The sequence below is a fragment of the Polaribacter sp. IC066 genome, assembly GCF_007997085.1.
Taxonomy (GTDB): Bacteria; Bacteroidota; Bacteroidia; order Flavobacteriales; family Flavobacteriaceae; genus Polaribacter.
Genome location: NZ_VORR01000034.1, coordinates 20,114 through 41,659, shown reverse-complemented (window position 1 = coordinate 41,659; position 21,546 = coordinate 20,114). Strand labels below are relative to the sequence as shown.

General features: G+C 31.0%; 19 protein-coding genes and 1 pseudogene. 15 read left to right on the top strand and 5 right to left on the bottom strand.

Annotation, left to right across the window (positions count from 1 at the left end; all coding sequences use genetic code 11):
* Positions 1–249: 249 nt before the first annotated feature.
* The 10 genes and pseudogenes from ES044_RS12175 to ES044_RS12135 all read left to right on the top strand — a co-directional run bounded on the left by ES044_RS12175 (position 250) and on the right by ES044_RS12135 (position 11,982).
* On the top strand, positions 250–2,172 hold the full coding sequence (locus ES044_RS12175; protein ID WP_147117755.1) for a CocE/NonD family hydrolase: 1,923 nt from the start codon (positions 250–252) through the stop codon (positions 2,170–2,172).
* 1 nt (position 2,173) lies between these two features.
* Positions 2,174–2,596 (top strand): DUF4174 domain-containing protein, encoded by a 423-nt coding sequence (locus tag ES044_RS12170; RefSeq protein WP_147117756.1) that lies wholly within the window; start codon positions 2,174–2,176, stop codon positions 2,594–2,596.
* 59 nt (positions 2,597–2,655) lie between these two features.
* Positions 2,656–2,805, top strand: coding sequence for a DUF5522 domain-containing protein (locus ES044_RS18570; protein ID WP_189663159.1), 150 nt, complete (start codon positions 2,656–2,658; stop codon positions 2,803–2,805).
* Positions 2,806–2,856: 51 nt separating this feature from the next.
* A complete protein-coding gene (locus tag ES044_RS12165; protein ID WP_147117757.1) occupies positions 2,857–3,561 on the top strand; it encodes a DUF4197 domain-containing protein in 705 nt (234 codons plus the stop codon).
* Positions 3,562–4,189: 628 nt separating this feature from the next.
* The gene (locus ES044_RS12160) at positions 4,190–7,315 is read left to right on the top strand and encodes a SusC/RagA family TonB-linked outer membrane protein (protein WP_147117758.1); all 3,126 of its coding nucleotides are present in this window, start codon (positions 4,190–4,192) and stop codon (positions 7,313–7,315) included.
* Positions 7,316–7,345: 30 nt separating this feature from the next.
* Entirely contained in the window at positions 7,346–8,995 is a 1,650-nt protein-coding gene (locus ES044_RS12155; RefSeq protein ID WP_147117759.1) for a RagB/SusD family nutrient uptake outer membrane protein, read from the top strand.
* 359 nt (positions 8,996–9,354) lie between these two features.
* Positions 9,355–9,498 (top strand): annotated as a pseudogene (locus ES044_RS12150) (DUF4197 family protein); the annotation flags it as partial.
* Between the two features lie 101 nt (positions 9,499–9,599).
* Positions 9,600–11,231 carry a family 16 glycosylhydrolase gene (locus tag ES044_RS12145; protein WP_147117760.1) on the top strand — a complete coding sequence of 544 codons (1,632 nt, stop codon included), beginning with the start codon at positions 9,600–9,602 and terminating at the stop codon, positions 11,229–11,231.
* Between the two features lie 107 nt (positions 11,232–11,338).
* Complete coding sequence (locus ES044_RS12140; protein ID WP_147117761.1) at positions 11,339–11,527, top strand: hypothetical protein; 189 nt, start codon at positions 11,339–11,341, stop codon at positions 11,525–11,527.
* Positions 11,528–11,559: 32 nt separating this feature from the next.
* On the top strand, positions 11,560–11,982 hold the full coding sequence (locus ES044_RS12135; RefSeq protein ID WP_147117762.1) for a hypothetical protein: 423 nt from the start codon (positions 11,560–11,562) through the stop codon (positions 11,980–11,982).
* A 125-nt stretch (positions 11,983–12,107) separates the two neighbouring features.
* Here ES044_RS12135 and ES044_RS12130 read toward each other — a convergent pair whose 3' ends face one another.
* On the bottom strand, positions 12,108–12,908 hold the full coding sequence (locus ES044_RS12130) for an ABC transporter substrate-binding protein (protein WP_147117763.1): 801 nt from the start codon (positions 12,906–12,908) through the stop codon (positions 12,108–12,110).
* On the bottom strand, positions 12,905–13,726 hold the full coding sequence (gene pyrF, locus ES044_RS12125) for an orotidine-5'-phosphate decarboxylase (RefSeq protein WP_147117764.1): 822 nt from the start codon (positions 13,724–13,726) through the stop codon (positions 12,905–12,907). Before pyrF ends, ES044_RS12130 begins: the two co-directional genes overlap by 4 nt.
* 83 nt (positions 13,727–13,809) lie before the next feature.
* Here pyrF and ES044_RS12120 point away from each other — a divergent pair, with 83 nt between their 5' ends.
* From ES044_RS12120 to ES044_RS12100, 5 genes are all read left to right on the top strand, one after another.
* Complete coding sequence (locus ES044_RS12120) at positions 13,810–14,304, top strand: TlpA family protein disulfide reductase (protein ID WP_147117765.1); 495 nt, start codon at positions 13,810–13,812, stop codon at positions 14,302–14,304.
* 84 nt (positions 14,305–14,388) lie between these two features.
* The gene (tpiA, locus tag ES044_RS12115; protein WP_147117766.1) at positions 14,389–15,147 is read left to right on the top strand and encodes a triose-phosphate isomerase; all 759 of its coding nucleotides are present in this window, start codon (positions 14,389–14,391) and stop codon (positions 15,145–15,147) included.
* A gap of 77 nt (positions 15,148–15,224) precedes the next feature.
* Positions 15,225–16,061 (top strand): 50S ribosomal protein L11 methyltransferase, encoded by an 837-nt coding sequence (gene prmA / locus ES044_RS12110; RefSeq protein ID WP_147117767.1) that lies wholly within the window; start codon positions 15,225–15,227, stop codon positions 16,059–16,061.
* 10 nt (positions 16,062–16,071) lie between these two features.
* A complete protein-coding gene (locus tag ES044_RS12105) occupies positions 16,072–16,347 on the top strand; it encodes an ATP-dependent Clp protease adaptor ClpS (protein ID WP_147117768.1) in 276 nt (91 codons plus the stop codon).
* Between the two features lie 3 nt (positions 16,348–16,350).
* Positions 16,351–16,623 carry a hypothetical protein gene (locus ES044_RS12100; RefSeq protein WP_147117769.1) on the top strand — a complete coding sequence of 91 codons (273 nt, stop codon included), beginning with the start codon at positions 16,351–16,353 and terminating at the stop codon, positions 16,621–16,623.
* Positions 16,624–17,249: 626 nt separating this feature from the next.
* Here ES044_RS12100 and ES044_RS12095 read toward each other — a convergent pair.
* From ES044_RS12095 to ES044_RS12085, 3 genes are all read right to left on the bottom strand, one after another.
* A complete protein-coding gene (locus ES044_RS12095) occupies positions 17,250–18,449 on the bottom strand; it encodes a serine hydrolase domain-containing protein (RefSeq protein ID WP_189663160.1) in 1,200 nt (399 codons plus the stop codon).
* A gap of 1,067 nt (positions 18,450–19,516) precedes the next feature.
* On the bottom strand, positions 19,517–20,134 hold the full coding sequence (locus ES044_RS12090; RefSeq protein ID WP_147117770.1) for a hypothetical protein: 618 nt from the start codon (positions 20,132–20,134) through the stop codon (positions 19,517–19,519).
* 912 nt (positions 20,135–21,046) lie between these two features.
* A complete protein-coding gene (locus ES044_RS12085; RefSeq protein ID WP_147117771.1) occupies positions 21,047–21,526 on the bottom strand; it encodes a Dps family protein in 480 nt (159 codons plus the stop codon).
* Between the last annotated feature and the right edge of the window lie 20 nt (positions 21,527–21,546).

Below are 21,546 nucleotides of genomic sequence, written 5' to 3'. Positions count from 1 at the left end.
TACACGCAACATTCGTGCAAATATTTAGCGAAGTCTCGTTTTTTAATTGAAACTAATTTTCTAATATTTATTTTAGAGCTTCTGTTGGTTTTTATTTTGATGAAATAAAAAAAGCTGGAATGTTACGTTTTTAGAATAGCCATTTCTAGAACAAAAAAAAGATAAAAAAGACCAAAACCATTTTAACAGTTCATTTTCTACATAATTCTTTTTTGTTTTGTAGTTTTAGCAAAAAAAATTAATCTACCCATGAAAAAATATTTTATCCTATCGATTTTTAGTTTTTTTCTTTTTACAGCCTGTAATTCATCAGCAGAAAAAGAAGGAAAAGAAGAAAAAAAAGATACCTATGTTGTTGATAATTATAGCAAACAAGAAATAAATATTGTTATGAGAGATGGCGTTAAGTTGCACACAACAATATACGCACCAATAGATAAAAGCAAAGAATATCCTATTTTAATGCAAAGAACTCCTTATAGTTCTAGACCTTATGGAGAGGGCATGAAAACTAAAATTAGTCCGAATATTCATTTAATGAAAGAAGGTAATATTGTGGTGTATCAAGACGTTCGTGGTCGTTGGATGAGTGAAGGAGTTTATGATAATATGCGTGCTTACATTCCGAATAAAAAAGAAAATCAATCTGATGAAGTATCAGATACGTACGATACGATTGATTGGTTGGTGAAGAATGTAGAAAATAACAATGGTAATGTTGGTACTTGGGGTATTTCATATCCTGGGCATTATGCAACTATTTCTGCCATAGATGCACATCCTGCCTTAAAAGCAGCCTCTCCACAAGCGTGTATTGGTGATTTCTTTTTTGATGATTTTCATCATAATGGTGCTTTTTTATTAAGTTATTTTAGAGCAATTCCACTTTTCGGAACCTATAAAGACACCCCAACAGATTCTGCTTGGTATTCTTTGCCTAAAATGAATTCACAAGATCAATATCAGTTTTTCTTGGATAAAGGTCCTTTAAAAAATTTAAACGAATATTTTCAATATGATAAATTAGATGTAAATGCAACTGCTTCTAAAGATAAGATCAATGATTTTTTCTGGAAAGAAATTACCGAACACCCAAACTATGATTCTGTTTGGCAGAGCAAAGGTATTATTCAGCACTTGGATAAAGTACCAAGTTCTGTAGCTACCATGATTGTTGGTGGTTGGTTTGATGCAGAAGATTTATATGGCCCTCTAGAAACGTATAAAGGAATTGAAAAAAACGGAAAAGATAATAATAATACCATGGTTTTTGGTCCTTGGGATCACGGAAAATGGGCAAGTTCTGGCGTTACAAATTCGGTAGGTAATTATTATTTTGGCGATTCTATTTCCTTAAAGTTTCAAACAAATATTGAAACAAAGTTTTTTAATCATTTCTTAAAAGGAAAAGGTGATAAAAATTCTGGTTTGCCAGAGGCCTATGTCTATGATTCTGGCAGAAAAGAATGGAAAAGTTACGAGGCTTGGCCGCCAAAAAATACCGTAAAACAAGATTGGTTTTTATCAGAAAATCAAGAGTTAACTGCGGATAAAAAATCTATCCAACAAATACAATTTATTAGTGATATTAAAAGACCTGTTCCGTATTCAGAAGATATTAAAACAGTTTTTACGCCAAGAAAATACATGACAGATGATCAGCGTTTTGCGGCAAGAAGACCCGATGTGTTAGTTTTTGAAACCGATATTTTATCCGAAGATTTTACATTGGCTGGTGATATTTTGGCAAAATTAAAAGTTGCTACTACAGGAACTGCAGCAGATTGGATTGTAAAAGTGGTAGATGTACATCCTTCAGATACAGAAGAAAACAACGATAAATTACAAGATCATTTAAAAATGAGTAATTATCATTTAATGGTTAGAAGTGAAGTAATGCGAGGTCGTTTTAGAAATAGTTTTGAGTTTCCAGAACCTTTTATCGCCAATAAAAAAACCGACGTAAATATTAAGTTACAAGACGTTTTTCACACGTTTAAAAAAGGACATAAAGTACAAGTTCAAGTGCAAAGTACTTGGTTTCCTTTAATCGATTTAAATCCGCAGACCTATGTAGATAACATCTATAAGGCAGATGAAAAAGACTTTAAAACACAAACGCACACGGTTTTTACAGATTCTAGCATTGAGTTTTCTGTGTTAAAAGAATAACATGAAAGTACACCTTATTTTAGGCATTTTGTTACTGATACATTCAACGATTTTTGGTCAAGATTTAGAAAAGCATGCATGGAAAAATAGAGTGCTGCTTATTTTTTCAAAAGAAGAGAACGCAGAGGTCTTAAAAAAGCAGCTAAAAATTTTAGAAAAAGATAAAAAAGGTTTGTGCGAAAGAAAACTAGAAATTTACAGGTTTACGCCAAAATCATTCAGCCAAAATTTTGACGAAGTTTGGAGTGTATCAACGTATTTGTTTGATCGTTATGGAGATACGGCAAATGAGTATCAAGTAATTTTAATAGGTTTAGATGGTGGTGTTAAAATGAAACAAGCAGTTGTTTTAGATCTCGAAAAATTATTTGCAATTATAGACGGAATGCCAATGAGAAGAGTAGAAGTTAATACCAAAAATTAGATTGTTAGTTTTTGGGTTAAACTTTAAACCATTATTTTTGCTTTATATTTATACAAAGAATGGAATTAGAGAAAGACGATTTTTACTTAACGAAAGAAGGTTACAAGGTTTTTACTGAAAAATATCATTTAAAAAGAGGGTATTGTTGCAAAAACGGCTGTAAACATTGTGCTTACGGATATGATAAAAAGACAGATTCTTTTAAATAATATGACTTACATCTCTTTTTGGGTTCAAAGAAGAAATAGATTAGATATATCATGATAAAAAGATTTTTAATTTTAGCAGTAGCAATTCAGTTTGCAGGTTGTGCAGAATTACAAAGGGTAGTAAGCCAATTGCCTAGTAATACAGGCCTGTCTCAAGAGCAAATAGGCAATGGTTTAAGACAGGCTTTAGATAACGGAATCAAAAATCAGGTGGCCAAACTAACCTCTAAAGATGGTTTTTATAAAAATGAATTGGTTAAAATTTTAGTACCACAAGAATTGCAAGCGGTCGATAATGCCTTGCGAAAAATTGGTCTAGGTAATCTAGCCGATGAAGGAATTAAAGCCTTGAATAGAGCTGCTGAAGATGCGGTAAAAACTGCAACTCCGATTTTTGTAAATGCTGTAAAAGAAATTTCTTTTAACGATGCAAAAAACATTTTATTAGGTGATGAAAATGCGGCAACTACCTATTTAAAATCAAAAACAAACGAAAGTTTATACAACAGTTTTACGCCCGTTATTCGTAATTCGTTTTCAAAAGTTGGTGCAGATAAAGTTTGGAGTGTATTAATTACAAAGTATAACGCCATCCCTTTTGTGAAAAGTATAAATCCTGATTTAACAAAATACGTTACAGACCAAGCTTTACAAGGTGTGTTTACAATGATTGAAGTTGAAGAAAAAGGAATACGAGAAAAAGTGGGTTTAAGAAATACTTCTTTGCTAAAACAAGTTTTTGCACTGCAAGATTAAATGTAACAAATTACATATTCAAACTTAATAAGAGAGATAAAGCTGTTTTTTTAACGGTAAAACTCAATTCTAAAATTTTTAGTTAAAAACCATTGGAAAAATATATATCCCGCTTAATGTGTTGAAATTGTTTAGCATTTAGCGGGATTTAGATTCAATATTTTAATTCATAAATTTCTGAATATCAAAATGATTTCTTTTAGAGCTTTCGATAGTATTATATCAGAGTTATTTATACTTCTATCACATCTTATCAGTTAAAATATGCAGAGCAATTTACCTTAGCTTTATCTGGTGTTTTTTAAATGTTGGTTGCGTAAATAATTTGTTGATTGCTCTAAATTTGATATTGCTATTCTCAGAAAATAAGTTTTTTACAAATTATACGCTTGTTTTTAGCAAAGTTTTACACTTTAATTTTTTTACGAAATTCAAGAAATTTAAAAAAAACGTAACGAATTAACTGTTTTTTAACTCAAATTAGAGGTTTTTTTAACATTTTTTAAAGAAAAACAATAATTTAGTCTTATTTATTACCGTTAAAAATAGCAGAGTTTATGAGGGTAATGTTTTTTAGTTCAGGATTAATTGAGCATTTTTGATAAATATTAATTCAAAAAATTACACAATGAAAACAAAGTTTACTGGAATTTTAACGCTGTTACTAGCGTTTTTTGTACAAACTTCCTTCTCCCAGCAAAAAACTGTTACGGGAGTTGTTACAGACCAATCAGGGTCTTTACCTGGGGTAAGTATTGTAGTTAAAGGTACTAAAACTGGTACAGAGACTGATTTTAGCGGAAAATACGCTATCATAGCAAAAACAGGTGATATTATAGTTTTTAGATATCTTGGATATAAAATGCTAGAAAAAACTGTTGGAGATTCAAATACTATGAATGTCTCTATGAAAGAGGATGCTAATGTTTTAGATGAAGTGGTTGTGGTAGCTTTTGGTACCTCTACTCTAGAAGCATTTACTGGATCTGCAAGCGTTGTAGGTGCTAAAGATTTAGCGTTAAGAAATGTAACTTCACCAATTGCCGCAATAGAAGGTAAAGCTACTGGTGTTCAATTTACATCAGCTTCTGGGCAACCAGGTTCTTCTCCAGGTATTGTAATTCGTGGTGTAGGTACACTAAATGGTAATTCTACGCCACTTTATATTGTTGATGGTATGCAATATGAGGGTAATTTAAATACAATTAATCAAGAAGATATTGCTTCTTTCACAATTCTAAAAGATGCAGCTTCAACTTCGCTTTATGGTTCTAGAGCAGCAAATGGCGTTATTTTAATTACAACTAAAAGTGGTTCTAAAGGTGCTATAAAAGCATCATTTTCATATTCTGGCGGTGTCGTAAGTCAAGGAATTCCTTTTTATGATGAAGTTACTCCAGGTCAATATTACGAGACTATGTGGGAATCTTTAAGAAATTCAAGCGCTGGTGGTGGCGATCCTGCTTTTGCTTCAGCAAATATTTATAACAGTTTAGGGTACAATCCTTTTGATGTGCCAAACGACCAAATTGTAGGTGTAGACGGTAAATTAAATCCAAATGCAAATTTAATTTATAAAAGTTTAAGCTGGTATGACGAGTTAGATAAAGTTGGTATCAGAAATAATTATAATGTAAACGTGTCCGCCGGTGGCGACAAACATAAAGTGTTTTTCTCTGCTTCTTATTTAGAAGAAGAAGGGTATATTGTTACAACTGGTTTTGATCGTTTAACAACTCGTTTAAATGCAGATTTTGAATTAAACGATTGGGTAAGTATGGGAGGTAGTGCTAACATTACGATAGCAGAATCTACAGGACCTACATCGGCAGGTTCTGGTAGTATTGTGAATCCTTTTAGTTTTGCAAGAGGTATTGGTTCAATTTACCCTGTGTTTGTAAATGATTTACAAGGAAATTTAGTGCGAGATGCCTCTGGGAATCCTATTTTTGATAATGGAGAAGGGTATTCTGAATTCAATATTGGTTCAAGACCAATTAATCAAGGTCGTCATGCTTTACAAGAGCTTTTATTAAACGATGAGCGTACCAGAAATAATACCTACGGTTTTAGATATTATGCAGATTTTAAATTAGCAGAAGGTCTTAAGTTTAGAGTAAACTATGGTAGAGATATTAATGAACTACTTAGTAAAGAGTATGAAAATAATATTATTGGTGACGCACAACCAACTGGTAGATATAGTGAGACAAGATCTAGGAGAGAAGTAAGAAATTTTACGCAACTTTTAACATATTCTAAAAGTTTTAATGATGTACACAATCTAGATATTACCGCAGGGCATGATAGTTTTGAGAGAATTTTTTCTTCAATGAACGGCAGAGCCATTGAGCAAACCGCTGAAGGAATTTATGAATTTGACAACTTCGCAACTGTAAACGGTATTGGTGGTTCTACCACGAATAAAACAATTGAAGGTTATTTTTTAAGAGCAAATTATAACTTTGATAGTAAGTATTATATCAGTGCTTCGGTAAGAACTGATGCTTCTTCTGTTTTTAGTGCAGATGCTAGATGGGGTACTTTTTATTCTGTAGGTACATCTTGGCGTATAGATCAAGAAGATTTTATGAAAGATGTATCATTTGTCAATAAATTAAAATTAAGAGCATCTTATGGTGAAGTAGGTAACGATGATTTAGGCGATTTTTTCTTATCGCAGCCACGTTATGATTTAACTTCTAATGCAGGTAGCCCTGCAATTTTATGGACAGAAATTGGGAATGCTGGTTTGCAATGGGAAACAGTTGAAAGTTGGGATATAGCTTTAGAATTTGCTTTATTTAATAATTTTATAGATGGTTCTATTGAATACTATAAGAGAAATTCATCAGATCTTTTAAATGATTTGCCGATAGCATTGAGTAACGGATTAAATTCATTTCCTGCAAACATTGCAGATATGTATAATTCTGGATGGGAGCTTGGTTTAACTGCACATTTAATAAAAAACAATGATTTTAAATGGGATGTAACTTTACAAGCATCAACATTTAAAAATGAAATTACAAGCTTACCAGATCCTTTTATTAATGGATCTAAAAGATGGGAAGTTGGTAGATCTAGATTCGATTTCTTTTTATTACATACAGCAGGGGTAGACCCAGCAAATGGTGATCAATTATTTAAAATGTTCGAATTTGATGAGGATGGTAACAGTGTTCCTGTTTTTGATGTAAATGGTGTTCAAGAAACTACAAATGATTGGCAAGATACAGAAAGAGCGTACACAGGCGATAGTACGCTTCCAGATCTTTTAGGGTCTATTACGAACAGCTTTACCTACAAAGGTTTTGATTTAAACGTTTTGGTTACTTACGGTATTGGTGGTACTTTTTTAGACGGTGCATATTCTTCAATGATGCATAGTGGGGCTTTTGGTAGATCATATCATCCAGATATTGTAAATGCATGGCGTCAACCAGGAGACATTACAGGTGTACCAAGGTTAGAAAGTGGAAATGCAGATTTAGTAAGAGGGCAATCTACAAGGTTTTTAACAGATGCTTCTTTCTTGGCAATAAAAAATGCTAATTTAGGATACAATTTTGAGAGTTTAGTTACTGGTAAATTGGGTTTAGATAATTTAAGACTTTCTATAACTGGTGAAAACTTGTTCTTAAAGAGTAAGAGAGATGGTTTAGATCCTCAATACAATTTATCAGGAACTCCATCCGGAAACGATTTTAATCCTTCAAGAATTATTTCTGTTGGTTTAAATGTTGCATTTTAAATAATTATAACTTCATAAAACATAATAATTATGTTAAAAAAAATAAATTTATTGTTATTGGTAATAGGGTTTATTACAATAACATCCTGTTCAGATGAGTTTCTGAACCAATCGCCAACAGATGCTATTTCTTCGGCAGATGCTTTATCTACCGCAGATAATATGGCACTAATATTACAAGGCTTACATCGTATTTTGTATGCACAATCGCAGGCTATTCCTGGCGGAACTAGCACAAGAGCTGGTAATCATTATTGGATACCGTTAGGCGATAATATTGGGGGTCAAGTAATTCATTCAGCACCAGCAAACAATCTTAACTGGCAAGATGATACACGTTGGTTGGCACATACACAAGAAACTTCAACAACGGGAGAACAATTATGGTACCAACGTTACCACGTTATTGCGAGTGCAAACGCTATAATCAATAAAGCAACAGATGGGTCAATTCCTTTAGATGATAGATTAAAAGAAATTATAGGACAGGCTTATTCTTACAGAGCTTATGCTTATCTTTCGTTAGTGCAACATTACGGGAAAGGTTATTTAATAGGAAACCCTGCTACCGATGCTGGAGTGCCAATCTTATTTGCATCAGAATTTCCTTTTGAAAGTGGGCCAAGAGAAACAGTGCAAGCTGTTTATGACCAATGTATGGCAGATGTAGATGCAGCAATCGCTTCTTTTGATGGAGCTACGCAAAGACCAACAGGTCCTGCTTCTGGTAAAGCTGAATTAAACATAGATGTTGCTTACGGTCTTAAAGCTCGTATTGCCTTAAACAGTGGTCAGTGGAGAATGGCTGCGGATGCAGCAAAGGCTGCACGTGCAAACTACCCAATAATGGGCGAAGGTGATTATAAATTAGGATTTAATTCTAATACGCTTCCAGAAGTTATTTGGGGAAGTCATGTAATATCAGCTGAAACAACATTTTTCCGTTCTTATTTTTACTTAATATCAAATACTTTTAATGGTAGTCAAGTTAGAAATAATCCTAAAATTGCTGATAAAAGATTAATTGATGCTTTACCAGATACTGATTATAGAAAAGACCTCTTTTTAATAGATGCACCGAATGAAAATAATTCAGCGTCTAACGGTTTAGGTGGATGGGCTAATAATACCAATCCTCTTTACACTACAGAAGAAGAGTTTGATGCTGAAATAACAAGATTAGAAGGTGTTTATGGCTGGAGATCTAATTTTAACGCACACCCTTATATGCATGTAAAATTTAAACAAGTACAGCCAGGAGGTATCGAGCCAGATGATGTTATTATTATGCGTTCTTCTGAAATGTATCTAATTGAGGCAGAAGCAGAAGCTATGTTGAATAATATTTCTGCTGCTCAAGCTGCTTTAAAACCATTAGGTGAGGCAAGAGATAGTGCATACGATATTACTGTTTATAATTCTCAAACAGCATTAATGAACCATATTAAGTTTCAAAGAAATATCGAATTATGGGGAGAAGGATTTAGATACACAGATTTAATCCGTTGGGATGAAGGAATTGAGCATACTTCTAACGGTGGCTCTGGAGCTTCTGAAATTTTGTATCAAGATGGTTATAGTCAAGAAAAGCCTTCTATAAATAGTGAATGGGTTTTTAAAATTCCACAGAGAGAAATTGACGCAAATCCAAATATTGGACCTGGAGATCAAAATCAATAAATTTTTATTTATTTGAATTTAACCTCAAAAGAATATTCTATTCTTTTGAGGTTTTTTATGCATTTATACCAATTTGATGTTATGCTATTGAATTATTTTTTGACTACTGGACATTAATAATAAGGTGCATAACTTTGGTTATGGCAATTCTATTTGATAAAAAGTAAGCGCAAAAGCAACGATTTAGTACAACCCTAAATGGTTAAATTGGTTTTTATGGTTTCTTTTTTAATGCTATCAATTAAAAAGGAGTTCCTAAACTTTTAAAAACTAATATTTTTTTAAAGTACTTGCCGTTAAAATTGAGCGCAACTTAATGACAACGATAACGCCTTACTAATGCAAAGAGTGTAAACCAAGATTTAACAAAACACGCCACAGACCAAACTTTACAAGGTATGTTTACAATGATTGAAGTTAAAGAAAAAGGAATACGAGAAAAAGTGGGTTTAAGAAATACCTTTTTGCTAAAACAAGGTTTTGCGCTGCAAAATAAACGTTAAATAATATTTTTTTAAAGCTTTGTATAGTTTTTGTATTGGTAGATTCTCATAAATGATTGGACTTAATCATTAAATTTGAATTTTTAATTTAAAAATACACGATGCAAAAACTATACACTCTTTTTTTATGTATTGCCACTTTAACTGCGTTTTCTCAAACAACTGTTCAAGACGATTTTGAAGGAAATGGAACCATTACTTCTTGGCAACAAGATAACAGTGCTATAAACATTGCCTTTACAAATCCTGTTAAAGAGGGTATAAACACTTCTAATCGTGTTTTAAAGTATGTTGATAATGGTAGTCAATATGCAAACTTTTATTTTGATATTGCAGAAAATTACGATTTATCAGAAAATTATACTTTTTCTTTTAAAATTTATATTCCACAAAGCAGCCTAACAGGCAGTCAAACAAATCAAGTTTCATTAAAACTACAGAATAATACGATTGGTTCTCCTTGGACTTCGCAATCAGAAATTATTAAAGCAGTAAGTTTAAATCAGTGGCAAACAGTAACGTTTAATTTTAAGGATGATGATTTTTTAAATTACAATTCTAACGCCCAAAACCCTACTAATAGATCTGACTTTAATAGAGTTTTAATTCAAGTAAACGGCGAAAATAATACAGACAAAGTAACCGCTTATATAGATGATTTTTTATATGATGGCACCGTAACAGCAAATAATAATTCAAATACAGACCCAGTTTATGACAATTTAGTTTGGTCTGATGAATTTGATGGAGAAACAGGTGAGATAGTGCCAGTAGACAGTAATAAGTGGTTTCATCAAACTCAATTACCGGATGGAAACAGTTGGTTTAATAATGAATTGCAGCATTATACAGATAAAATAGAAAACACTTTTATCAATAATGGTGTTTTAAGTATTGTTGCAAAAAAAGAAAATTTTACAGATCAAAATCGTACAAAATCATATACATCGGCAAGATTAAACTCTAGATACGCGTTTACCTATGGTAAAGTAGAAGTTAGGGCAAAAATGCCTTTTGGTACTGGCACATGGCCTGCAATTTGGATGTTAAATAAGAATATTACAGAAGCTGGTGGTTTTTGGGCAAGTACTCACGGAACTACTGCTTGGCCAGCATGCGGTGAGATTGATATTATGGAACATTGGGGTAACAATCAAAATTATATCTCTAGTGCAATGCACACAACTTCAAGTCATGGCGGAACAGTTAATCATGGAGGTCAAATAATCCCTACAGCATCGACAGCATTTCATGTGTATGAATTAACTTGGACTCCCGAAAGAATGGTGTTTAGTGTGGATGGTAATGTTCATTATATCTACAATCCAGAGATTAAGAATAATGATACATGGCCTTTTTATGAAGATCAATATTTTTTATTGAATATTGCTATCGAGAAAGGCGGTACAGCTCAAAACTTTACTGAAAGTGCTATGGAAATTGATTATATTAGAGTGTTTCAAGAGTCTACAGCATCTGTTGCAGTTATTAATGCGTTAGAAAACTCAAAACTTACACCAAATCCTGTAAATGAGGAATTAACAATTCAGGTTGATGAAAATTTAAAATTTGAAAAAGCAACGCTTTACAGCATCACAGGAAAAAAAATACATACATTTTATCAGAATTCTTTTAAACAAACACATGACACATCTTTTTTAAAGTCAGGTTTGTATCTCTTAAGGATCGAAACTGCTACTGCTTCTAAAACTTTTAAGCTCTTAAAAAATTAGGTAGGTTAATGGTTGTATGAATAGTTTTTCTTGTACTTAATACTTGATTTTTTTTGATTATAATTTTTATGTATATTTACCAAGAACAACCTCCCCAAAATAGTATTATGTATTATAAGAATCAATTTATCATCTACAAAAAACACCTTCTAGACAGGTATGTATGTTTAGTAGAAAAGTCTAATAACTACAGGTTTGAAGATGAAGCAAAAAGTGATCTTGCTGCTTTTAAAGCAATGAAACTGCTTAAAAAAATAAATCAAGTTCAGTATTTAGATAGAGAATTCACTATTTAAGTATTCCTTATAAGCTGTTTCGAAAAATTAAAATGAAGTATTTAATCCCTATTTTATTTTTAATTTTTGGAATTTCTACCTTCGGACAAAATAGTAAGGTAGAAAATAAATATAAAGTAGCGTTTGAATTTATTGAAAAAGAGACTAAAGTAGTATTACCTGGCTCAATAATTGAAATATTTTCTGGAACGAAAAGAATTGATGTTGGAGTTTCAGATTTTTCAGGAACTCAATTTTTTTATCTGAAACAGAATGAAATAACAAATGATAAAATTGTTATTAAAGTTTTCGGAGTAAAATGTGAACCACACGAACAAACCCTTATTTTAAAAAATAATTTAACAAAAACTATGTATCTGAAATATGGGGAAACTGATTATGTTAATCACCGAGATGTTGGGGAATTTATTAAAAAATTGAATTTTCCTGAACCTGAACCCTTCTATGTGGAATAGTTGATAAATGAAAAGTTTTTTACAACACCGAATAAATTTAATTGCTTTTTTAACCTATTTACAGAGTTCTACGCGGACTTTCTATCGGTGATTTATTTATTAAATATAGTGTTTAAAGACTGCATCTAATCTGGTGTAATATTGTTCTGAAGCTTTTTAAAATAGTCAAAAGCAAAGAGCAACCTCGTTCCGTACCAAGAAAAGAACTCACCATTTACTAAAATTATTACTGTTTTATTGAACTTATTTTGCAGTTCTACAATATGTTTTTCTTTAAAAGGAAATGGTTCCGATGATAAAAAAATAAAGTCAAGATTATCAACTTTACTTAATTCGTCTAAATTAACTTCGGGGTAGCGTTCTTGATCTTTAAATACATTTTTTAAGTTATTTACTTCTAAAAGGTGGTTGATAAATGTTTTGTTTGCCGCAACCATCCAAGGTTTTTTCCAAATAAAATAAGCTACTTTTTTTTCTTTTTTACCTTTTATAAATTCTAAAAAATCATTGTTTTTATTTAAAATAGTGCTAATTATTTCTTTTGCTTTTTCTTCACAAGAAAATATTTGTCCGTATTGATGAATTAATTCCATTGTGTCGGCAATTGTATAAATATCAGAAACATGAGTGGTTGCAATTAGCCTACAATTTTCTACGATTTCTTTTGTGTTTTCTTCTTTATTACAAAGAATGATATCGGGCTGTAAATTTTTTATGACATCCGTTTTTATATTTTTTGTGCCACCAACAATCGTTTTGTTTTTTATCAATGAATCTGGATGAATACAAAATTTTGTGACGCCAACAATAGCGCTTTCCAAGCCTAAGTCTACCAATAATTCTGTAATACTTGGCACTAAACAAATAATCCTTTTTGGTGTATTATTGAACTTTAAAGTGGTGTTTATTTGGTCTTTTAACTTCATATAAATTCATTTAAAATTCTTTGCATTTGGCTTTGTAGTTCTTCAGCTTTTATGGCTGCAACGCTAGCAAAATCTTTTTCTTTAGATGCGTAAATAATTCCTCGAGAAGAGTTAATTAAAAGGCCAATATTTTCAGACAAACCGTATTTACATACATCTTGTAAATTTCCGCCTTGCGCCCCAACTCCCGGAACTAGCAAAAATGAACTAGGTACAATTTTTCTAATTTCTTTAAAATATTCAGCTTTTGTAGCACCCACAACATACATTAAATTTTCAGAATTTTTCCAAGATTTTGATACTTGCAAAACCTCTTTATATAGTTCTTGCTTAGGAGCGTTTAGCGTCTGAAAATCAAAAGCACCTTTGTTAGAAGTTAGCGCTAACATAATAGTGTGTTTGTCTTTAAAGGCTAAAAAAGGCTCTACAGAATCTTTCCCCATATAAGGAGCAACGGTTACAGAATCGAAGGCTAAATCATTAAAAAAGGCTTTTGCGTACATGGTAGATGTGTTGCCAATATCGCCTCGTTTGGCATCTGCAATGGTAAAAATTTCTGGATACTTTTTATTAAGATAGCCTATTGTTTTTTCAAGAGCTTGCCAGCCTTTAATTCCGTAGGCTTCATAAAAAGCAGTATTTGGTTTGTAAGCAACACACAAATGATGGGTAGCATCAATAATTGCCTTATTGAACTCGAAAATAGGATCTTCTACTGCTAATAAGTGTTTAGGAATTTTATCTAAATCTACATCTAAACCAATGCATAAAAAAGATTTTTTTTGTTTTATTTGTGATACAAGTTGCGCTGTTGTCATTACTTTTACTTAGAGTTTTTCAAAAGTACTATTTTTAACTTTTACGTTTTGCAAGTTATTTCTTTTTAATTGACCTATTTCATATGAAAAAAATAATTCTCCTATTTTTATTAACTTTTATTGGGTGCACTTCAAACGAGCCTAAAGAGTTTTCTGAAAAAGCTTTACAAGATATGCTAATTGGTTTAGACAGCTCTAAACTAACTTTTAGAGAAGTTTTAATGGATCATAAAGGCAAAAAAATACTCATAGATGTTTGGGCTTCTTGGTGTAAAGATTGCGTTACAGGAGTGTCAGAAATTAAGAAATTACAAAAAGAATTCCCAGAGGTTGCCTATGTTTTTTTATCTGTAGATTTTAGCAAACCTTCATGGAAAAGATTTATTACTAAACATAATTTGGTGGGCGATCATTATAATTTACCAAAAGGAATGAATTCTGGCGATTTTGTTGATTTCATAAATTTAGGATGGATTCCGAGATACATCGTAGTTGACGAAAAAGGAGGAATTCAACTTTTTAACGCTACAAAAGCGTCTGACAAAAGAATTGTTACAGCCTTAAAAAACAAAATATAAATCGTTATAGTAAGTATTCTTTTTTCTGAACGATATTTATAATTCATTTGTTAAATTTACAACATATAATAAAAGCATATAATTATGAGACAAAAAATAGTAGCTGGAAATTGGAAAATGAATAATGATAAGACGGAAACGAAAGCGCTTATTAAAGGAGTAATAAAATCAATTAAAGGTTTACCCTTAAAAAATACAAGAGTAATTATTGCGCCTTCTTATATTAGTTTATCCTCTGCGGTTAAGAAAACAAAAGATTCTAAAGTAGAAGTTGCTTCTCAAAATATGCACCAAGCTAAAAATGGCGCATATACAGGAGAAATTTCTGCAGACATGTTAAAGGCTGTGGGCATCAAAACTGTAATTATTGGGCATTCTGAAAGAAGAGAATACTTTAATGAAACAGATAAACTGCTTGCCGAAAAAATGGATGCTGTTTTAGCAAATGGTTTAGAAGCCATTTTTTGTTTTGGAGAAAAATTAGAGCAAAGAAAGAAAGAAGAGCACTTATCAGAAGTGGGTAGCCAATTAGAACATGCCTTGTTTCATTTAAAAGCAGCTGATTTTAAAAATATTATTTTAGCATACGAACCCGTTTGGGCAATTGGTACGGGAGAAACCGCAAGCCCTGAACAGGCGCAAGAAATGCACGCTTTTGTAAGAAGTAGCATAGCGAAAAAATTCGGAGTAGAAGTAGCTGAATCTGTTTCAATTTTATACGGAGGTAGTGTAAAACCTGCAAATGCAGAAGAGATTTTTTCTAAACCAGACGTAGATGGTGGTTTAATTGGAGGTGCTGCTTTAAAAGCCGAAGATTTTTCTGCAATTATTAAGGCGATATAATAGCTTTTAAAGTACAGATTTATAAATAAAACCAATAAATTTGCATCAAGATTTAAAATCTTGATGCATTTTTTATTATGGATAATATTTATATAGAATACAACTTTACAGTTGCGCCCAAAGAGCCAGCTACAGAAATTTTAATTGCAGAATTAGGAAACGTTGGTTTTGAAAGTTTTGTAGAAAGTGAAGAGGGTGTTACTGCGTATATTCAAAAACAAGATTGGCACGCCACTATATTAGAAGATATTTATGTTTTAAATTCTGATGAGTTTGCTATTGAATACAATCACAACGAGGTAGCGCAAACCAATTGGAATGCAGAATGGGAAAAGAACTTTGAAGCCATTCAAGTAGACAATGTAGTGAGTATAAGAGCTCCTTTTCACGAGAATCCTAACTTGAAATATGATATTGTAATTGAGCCGAAGATGAGTTTTGGCACAGGGCATCATGAAACTACACACATGATGGTGCAACATTTATTAACATTAGATTTAAAAGGTAAGAAAGTATTAGACATGGGCTGTGGTACAGGTATTTTAGCCATTTTTGCTGAAATGAAAGGTGCAAGTCCTATTGATGCTATTGATATTGATACCTGGTGCTATGAAAACTCTATAGAAAATATTCAAAGAAACAATAGCAAAAACATAAGCGTTTTTGAAGGAGATTCGGCTCTTTTAAGCGATAAAAAGTATGATGTAATTATTGCCAACATCAACAGAAATATATTGTTGATGGATATGGAAATTTACACAAACTGTTTGCATACAGATGGTATACTTTTGTTAAGTGGTTTTTATAAAGAAGATATTGCTATTATAGATGCAGAAGTTGTGAAATACAATTTAAAATTAGAAACTTTTATAGAAAGAAATAATTGGGTTGCTTTGAAATACAATAAATTGTAATTTTGCTAGTATGAGTACAAAAGAAAAAATTCAAGAAGAAGTAGATGTTCTAGAACAAGAAACGTTTCAGCATGAAATAGTTTTGCACAATGACGAAGTCAATACTTTCGATTTTGTAATTGAGTCTTTGATAAGTGTTTGTGAGCATACACTAGAGCAAGCAGAACAATGTACAATTCTAGTACATTATAAAGGAAAATGTACAGTAATGTCAGGGGAGTTTAAAGATTTAGAACCAAGATGTTCTAAATTATTACAATTAGGCTTATCTGCTGAATTAATATAACCTATGGAAAATGTCTTAAAATATTATGAGTTTTCAGCGTTTTTAAAAGATACCTCCAATTCTTTTTCAGGAAATGAAATTTCTTTTACAGCATTAAACGAGACTCATTTTTTGATTTTTGAAAAAGAAGAAGAAATTTTTAATTTGTATGTTTCAAAATATGCTGATAAAAAAGATATTGGGATAAAACCTCCTGAAATACTAGAGTTATTAGTACAAAATTACGACAAAAGTATTCCTGCACACAGAATCGCAATCAAACAATATTTAGATTAAAATAAGCGAATTTTTAGGCTTTTATTTTTAAGAAATTATTTTGAAAATATTTTTAGAGTTTGTTTTTAGTTCCTATTTGGGTAATTATACTATTAACCTCGAAGTAATTATACTTTAAAGTTGTCTTAAAATTTTATTCATTTTTCTTTTCCATTGACCTTTCGACTTCGCTCAAGATAAATTCCAAGAAACAAAAATCTAGACTCCTGATAATTTTATTGAATTCTACAAGATATTTCGCTATCGTGTCCAGACCGCAAAAGGGCTTTAGGACAGGTAACCATTTTATATCTTTTGAATTCTTACTAAAATTATCGTAGGTCGGGTTTAGATTGTGAATGCTATATTCCGAAACTTCGGGAGTAGAAATCTGTCATCTAACGCACGGAACTGATGATGTCCTTTAATAAAATAGGTTCTTTAAAAAGTAAACTTCTATTGATGCGAGTTTAATAGTTAAAATTAATTTTTGTGACCTTGGTATATTTATAGAGGTTTTTTCTTATTAGAGCGGATGCAAAATTTAGTAAGTTAAAATTTTTAATAGTGAAGATTTATTAGAGATAGATTGCTATCGTTTAGGAATCGAAATAAATAGTGTGGATGGTTTAGTTATTATTACAAATTTAAACCCCAAAATTTTCAGCAACAATTTTCTTTATTTTTTTGTTAAGTGATCTTATAGCATTATAACTCGTGTGTTCTAAAACAATAACGACCAAATCATCTTCTAAATATTCTGTAAGTCCAGTACTAAAACCATTCCATCTACCATGATGATAGATACTTTTTTGTCCTTTAGTATTAATTCTAAAACCAAAGCCATAGGGTATTTCTCTTCCATAAACTGTTTTTCCTTTGGAGTACATGAGGTCTAATGACTCTTTTTTAAGCAGTTTTCCTGAACTTAATCCAAGAGTCCATTTAAATAAATCTTCTGCAGTAGTATAAACATTTTTATCGCCAACAATTGCGTCATTTACAGTGCTGTTAATTTTTAAATGCCTCCAACCTCTATACAATCTATAGCCATCTAATTGATTTTCCTTAACACTGTCATTTTCAAAACTATATACGTATGAATTGTCCATTTGTAGCGGTTCAAAAATATTCGTTTTTAAAAAAGAACTAAAAGAAGTGCTAGAAACTTTTTCAACAATAGAGGCTAACACAAAATAGCCTGTGTTAGAATAATCAAAGTTACGGCCAGGTTTAAAGTAACGTTTCACGTCACTTGATTCTAGAAACTCCATCATTTCACTGTTCGTGGGTGCTTTTTCTTTCTGCCATTTATGCTCTGCGACCCAAAAATATTTTGGCAATCCTGCGGTATGATTTAATAGATTTTTAATAGTTACAGCTTTAAAAGGAAAGTCAGGGAAATAGGTATTTACAGTGTCTGTAAGCTTAATTTTATTCCTTTCATTCAAAAGCATAATAGCAGCTGCGGTAAACTGTTTACTTACCGAAGCTAATTGAAATACAGATTCTTTATTTAAAAGAGATTTATTTTTGAAATCTGCAATTCCTATCTGATTGCTATATAATATTTTTTTGTTTTTTGCTACTAATACTGCTCCGTTAAAATCGTGTCTTTTATTAATACGTTTTAATAGCGAGTCTAATTTGTGACGCACATTTTTTGTGTCATTTTCAGAATAATGCTCTATTAAAATAGAAGGCTCTTCTTTTATCTTAATTAGAATAGGTGTTTTAATCGGCACTACTTCATCTTTAGAGGCAGCAGTATTAGCAATGAATAAGAAAGCACACAAAAAAAGTATGAGTACAACGAATATTTCTTTACTATTTTTTTTTAAGTTCAATTATAAGATTTTAGAATGCAAGTTACCAATCATTTTTATATTAGCAAAACGCTCTTTTTAAATTATGTTCTATAAGTTCTAAAAACAGGTATGTATTCTCCTAAAAATCTGTTAAGATTCTTATTTAAGTAAGTTCTTCTTAATTAAAAATACTTTTGTAAAATTTAATAATGAGTGTTTTTGATGTGCAGTAATTATCTTTGGGCTAAAAGAATAAAAAGACTGTCAAAAATTTACTTGACTGTTTTGTAATAAAGATTGTTACTATGTTTTTTTATTAAAACTATTCTCCAAAAGTTTCAAGAGAATTAGAGTTTGCAGCTTATGTTTTTTGTGGGTTTAAAATCTTTTAAGTCTCGATAGGTACTCATCAGCTGTATTTTGCTATGTATTGCTCTATTTTAAAACCTTCTATAGAGGCTTATTGCTATTTTTTGCGTTAAAATGTCTAATCCCTATATAGCCATCTATGTGCCAAAATAGAAAGCATTTTTAAGATACAATACAAGCTTTTGATTTTTAGTAGCTCGAATAAATTAAGTGAGTTTTAAAGGAATTAGACATTGCGTGATAAAGCACTATATGGGTTAATAAGTATTAATTAAACTGAAAGTCTTAATTTGGAGTGGTAGTGTAATTTGTTTTAAAATTTTAATTTTTGTAAAACATATTACGGCAGTCAAACACTAAAAACGGCTGTTATTAACCTCGAAGGTATAGTTCGTTATTTTCTTAATTTTCAAAAACCCTTTGTTTACGACATTTTTTAGAGAGTTTTTAATCTATAAAGTAATGTTATATCGATACGATGTTAATATTTATCAATCGTAATTATCTAAAGGTTTTGCTGTGTTGCAGATTTGAAGTTTTATATTTATTTCAAAGATAGGCTGTATTCATAAGCTATTTTGCATCCAAAGTACATTAAAATATTCATCTTAAACGAATTGCAATTTTCATTAAAACTAGTTTGAAACAGAAGATTATTTGTTCCATCAATAAGAAGGAGAGGAAACTAACTTTAGATAGTTTCTTTTTTTGAAGACTCTTTTAAATAAAGCGAAATTTTATTCGTTTATTGCTGTTTTTTTTGTCTTTTTTACTCTATAAAATATAATGTATTGAAGTATTAAACCGATTAGCAGCAAAAAACCAATTTCTAAATTAGACATTAAAGTATTGGTGTCTAAAGATTTTTGTGCGATACTTGTTAAACGTCTACTTTCAGAAATCTGAATTTCAGACAGACTAATTAAGTCCTTTTTTATAATATTTAAATTTTTTATAAGTCCTTTTTCATTTAAATTATCTTTAGAAACTTTCTTCTCTGTTTCTATTAATTGCTCAAAATCATCTTTTAATCTGTTAAATAATTTAGATTCTTTAGTGGTTAGTTTCGTCTCGGAAAACTCTTCTATGAGTGTGAAAAAATTTTCGTTTAATTTTTCCTTTATGGTTTTAGGTCCAGCACTCATAATGTGCAGTTGCTTTTTATAAATGATTGTATTCATTTTATAAATAAAATCTTGGGCAACAACTCTGTCTGTGTGCAACGTAGTAACTGCATTTTGTACGGTATCAAAATGTCTTTTGTCAATTCTATTAGTTGCAAAAACTAATAAAAGAACTATGGTAAGTGCTAAACCGGTATTTATACGATTATGTAACGTAATGTTTTTTGCCATTTTAATAACTATTTTAAAAGTTTTTGAATTTACAAATAATGTGTCTAAATAAGACTAAAAATAAATATTTTAACAAGATATATTTATTTTGAATATTAAACTATAAAATTTATTAATGATACTCAATTTTGAAAAAGTGGGAAGCTATGAATTCAAAATTATAAGTTGAAACTCCTGTCCGGCAAGCAGGCTTGTTTCAGTATCTAGCGGGATTTTGGGTTTAATACCCATATGCGCTGCGTAGAAATATTAAAAGGTTATTTTTTTTGATATCCGGATAGCGCTGCTCCGAGGTTGTTTATTTTATAAAGTTCTTAATATCCTGTGGTGCAACCTAATATCTAACACATTGCCAGCACTGGTATCTGTTACCTTAATAACGTCGCCAATTTTAAAAGGTTAAAAGTAATTATAAAAAAACCATCGACTAAATTAGATTGGGTTAGTTGTGCGGCAACACTTGCAATTAAAACGATAACGCCGGGCCTAATTATAAAATTTGCGCAATTCCTTGTAAAGAAGAAAATGCTAATAAACGAAAGTGCAAGTCAATAAAACAAATAGTAAAAACGGCTACATATCTTAAAAATTAAGGATTAGTAAGGTCTTGGTTTTTTTTTAATCTTTTCAAGAACACTTTTTCGAACCAATTATTGTTTGCAACAATAGTAATAAAGGTAAGAAAATAGAGGAAACACACTAAATTAAAATAAGGGTTGCAACAGATACCTCTAGCGTTATAATACTAAATTAAGCATCAAACTACACGCTAGCATTAAATGGCTATAACAGGTGTGTTTTATAAGAAATATGATAAAGTTTTTAATCAATGCACACAATCTGGTCACAAAAAAGGGTTAAATTCAAATTGAATTTAACCCTTTAGTTATTTTTTTTTAATAAATTTTGTACTTATCCTTTCACAACAGTCGCTCTTAACATCCAAGCCATTTCTTCATGCTCTTGCATTAATCCTGTTAAGAAATCTTCTGAACCGACATCTTTATAATCTTCTCCAACTTTTGAGATGTTTGCTCGAATATATTGAATAATTGCATCATGATCTGCTAACAATGCTACGATATAATCGTTACTCGTGTTACTACCTTCGTATTTTTCTGATAGATGTGTTAAGTCTAAAAACTCTCTTAAAGTTCCTGGAGCATAATGTCCTATTTTCCGAATACGTTCTGCAACGCTATCTGTAAATGTTTTAATGGCATTGTAATGTTCTTCAAAAAATACGTGTTTTGTATGAAAATCATGCCCTTCTAAGTTCCAATGTGCTTTTAATGTTTTGGTATATAATACAAATTCATCTGCTAGTAATTTTGCCAATATTTCTGATACATTTGCTCTATTACTTTCTGAAATTCCGATATTCGTTTTCATGTGGATCTGTTTTTAATTAA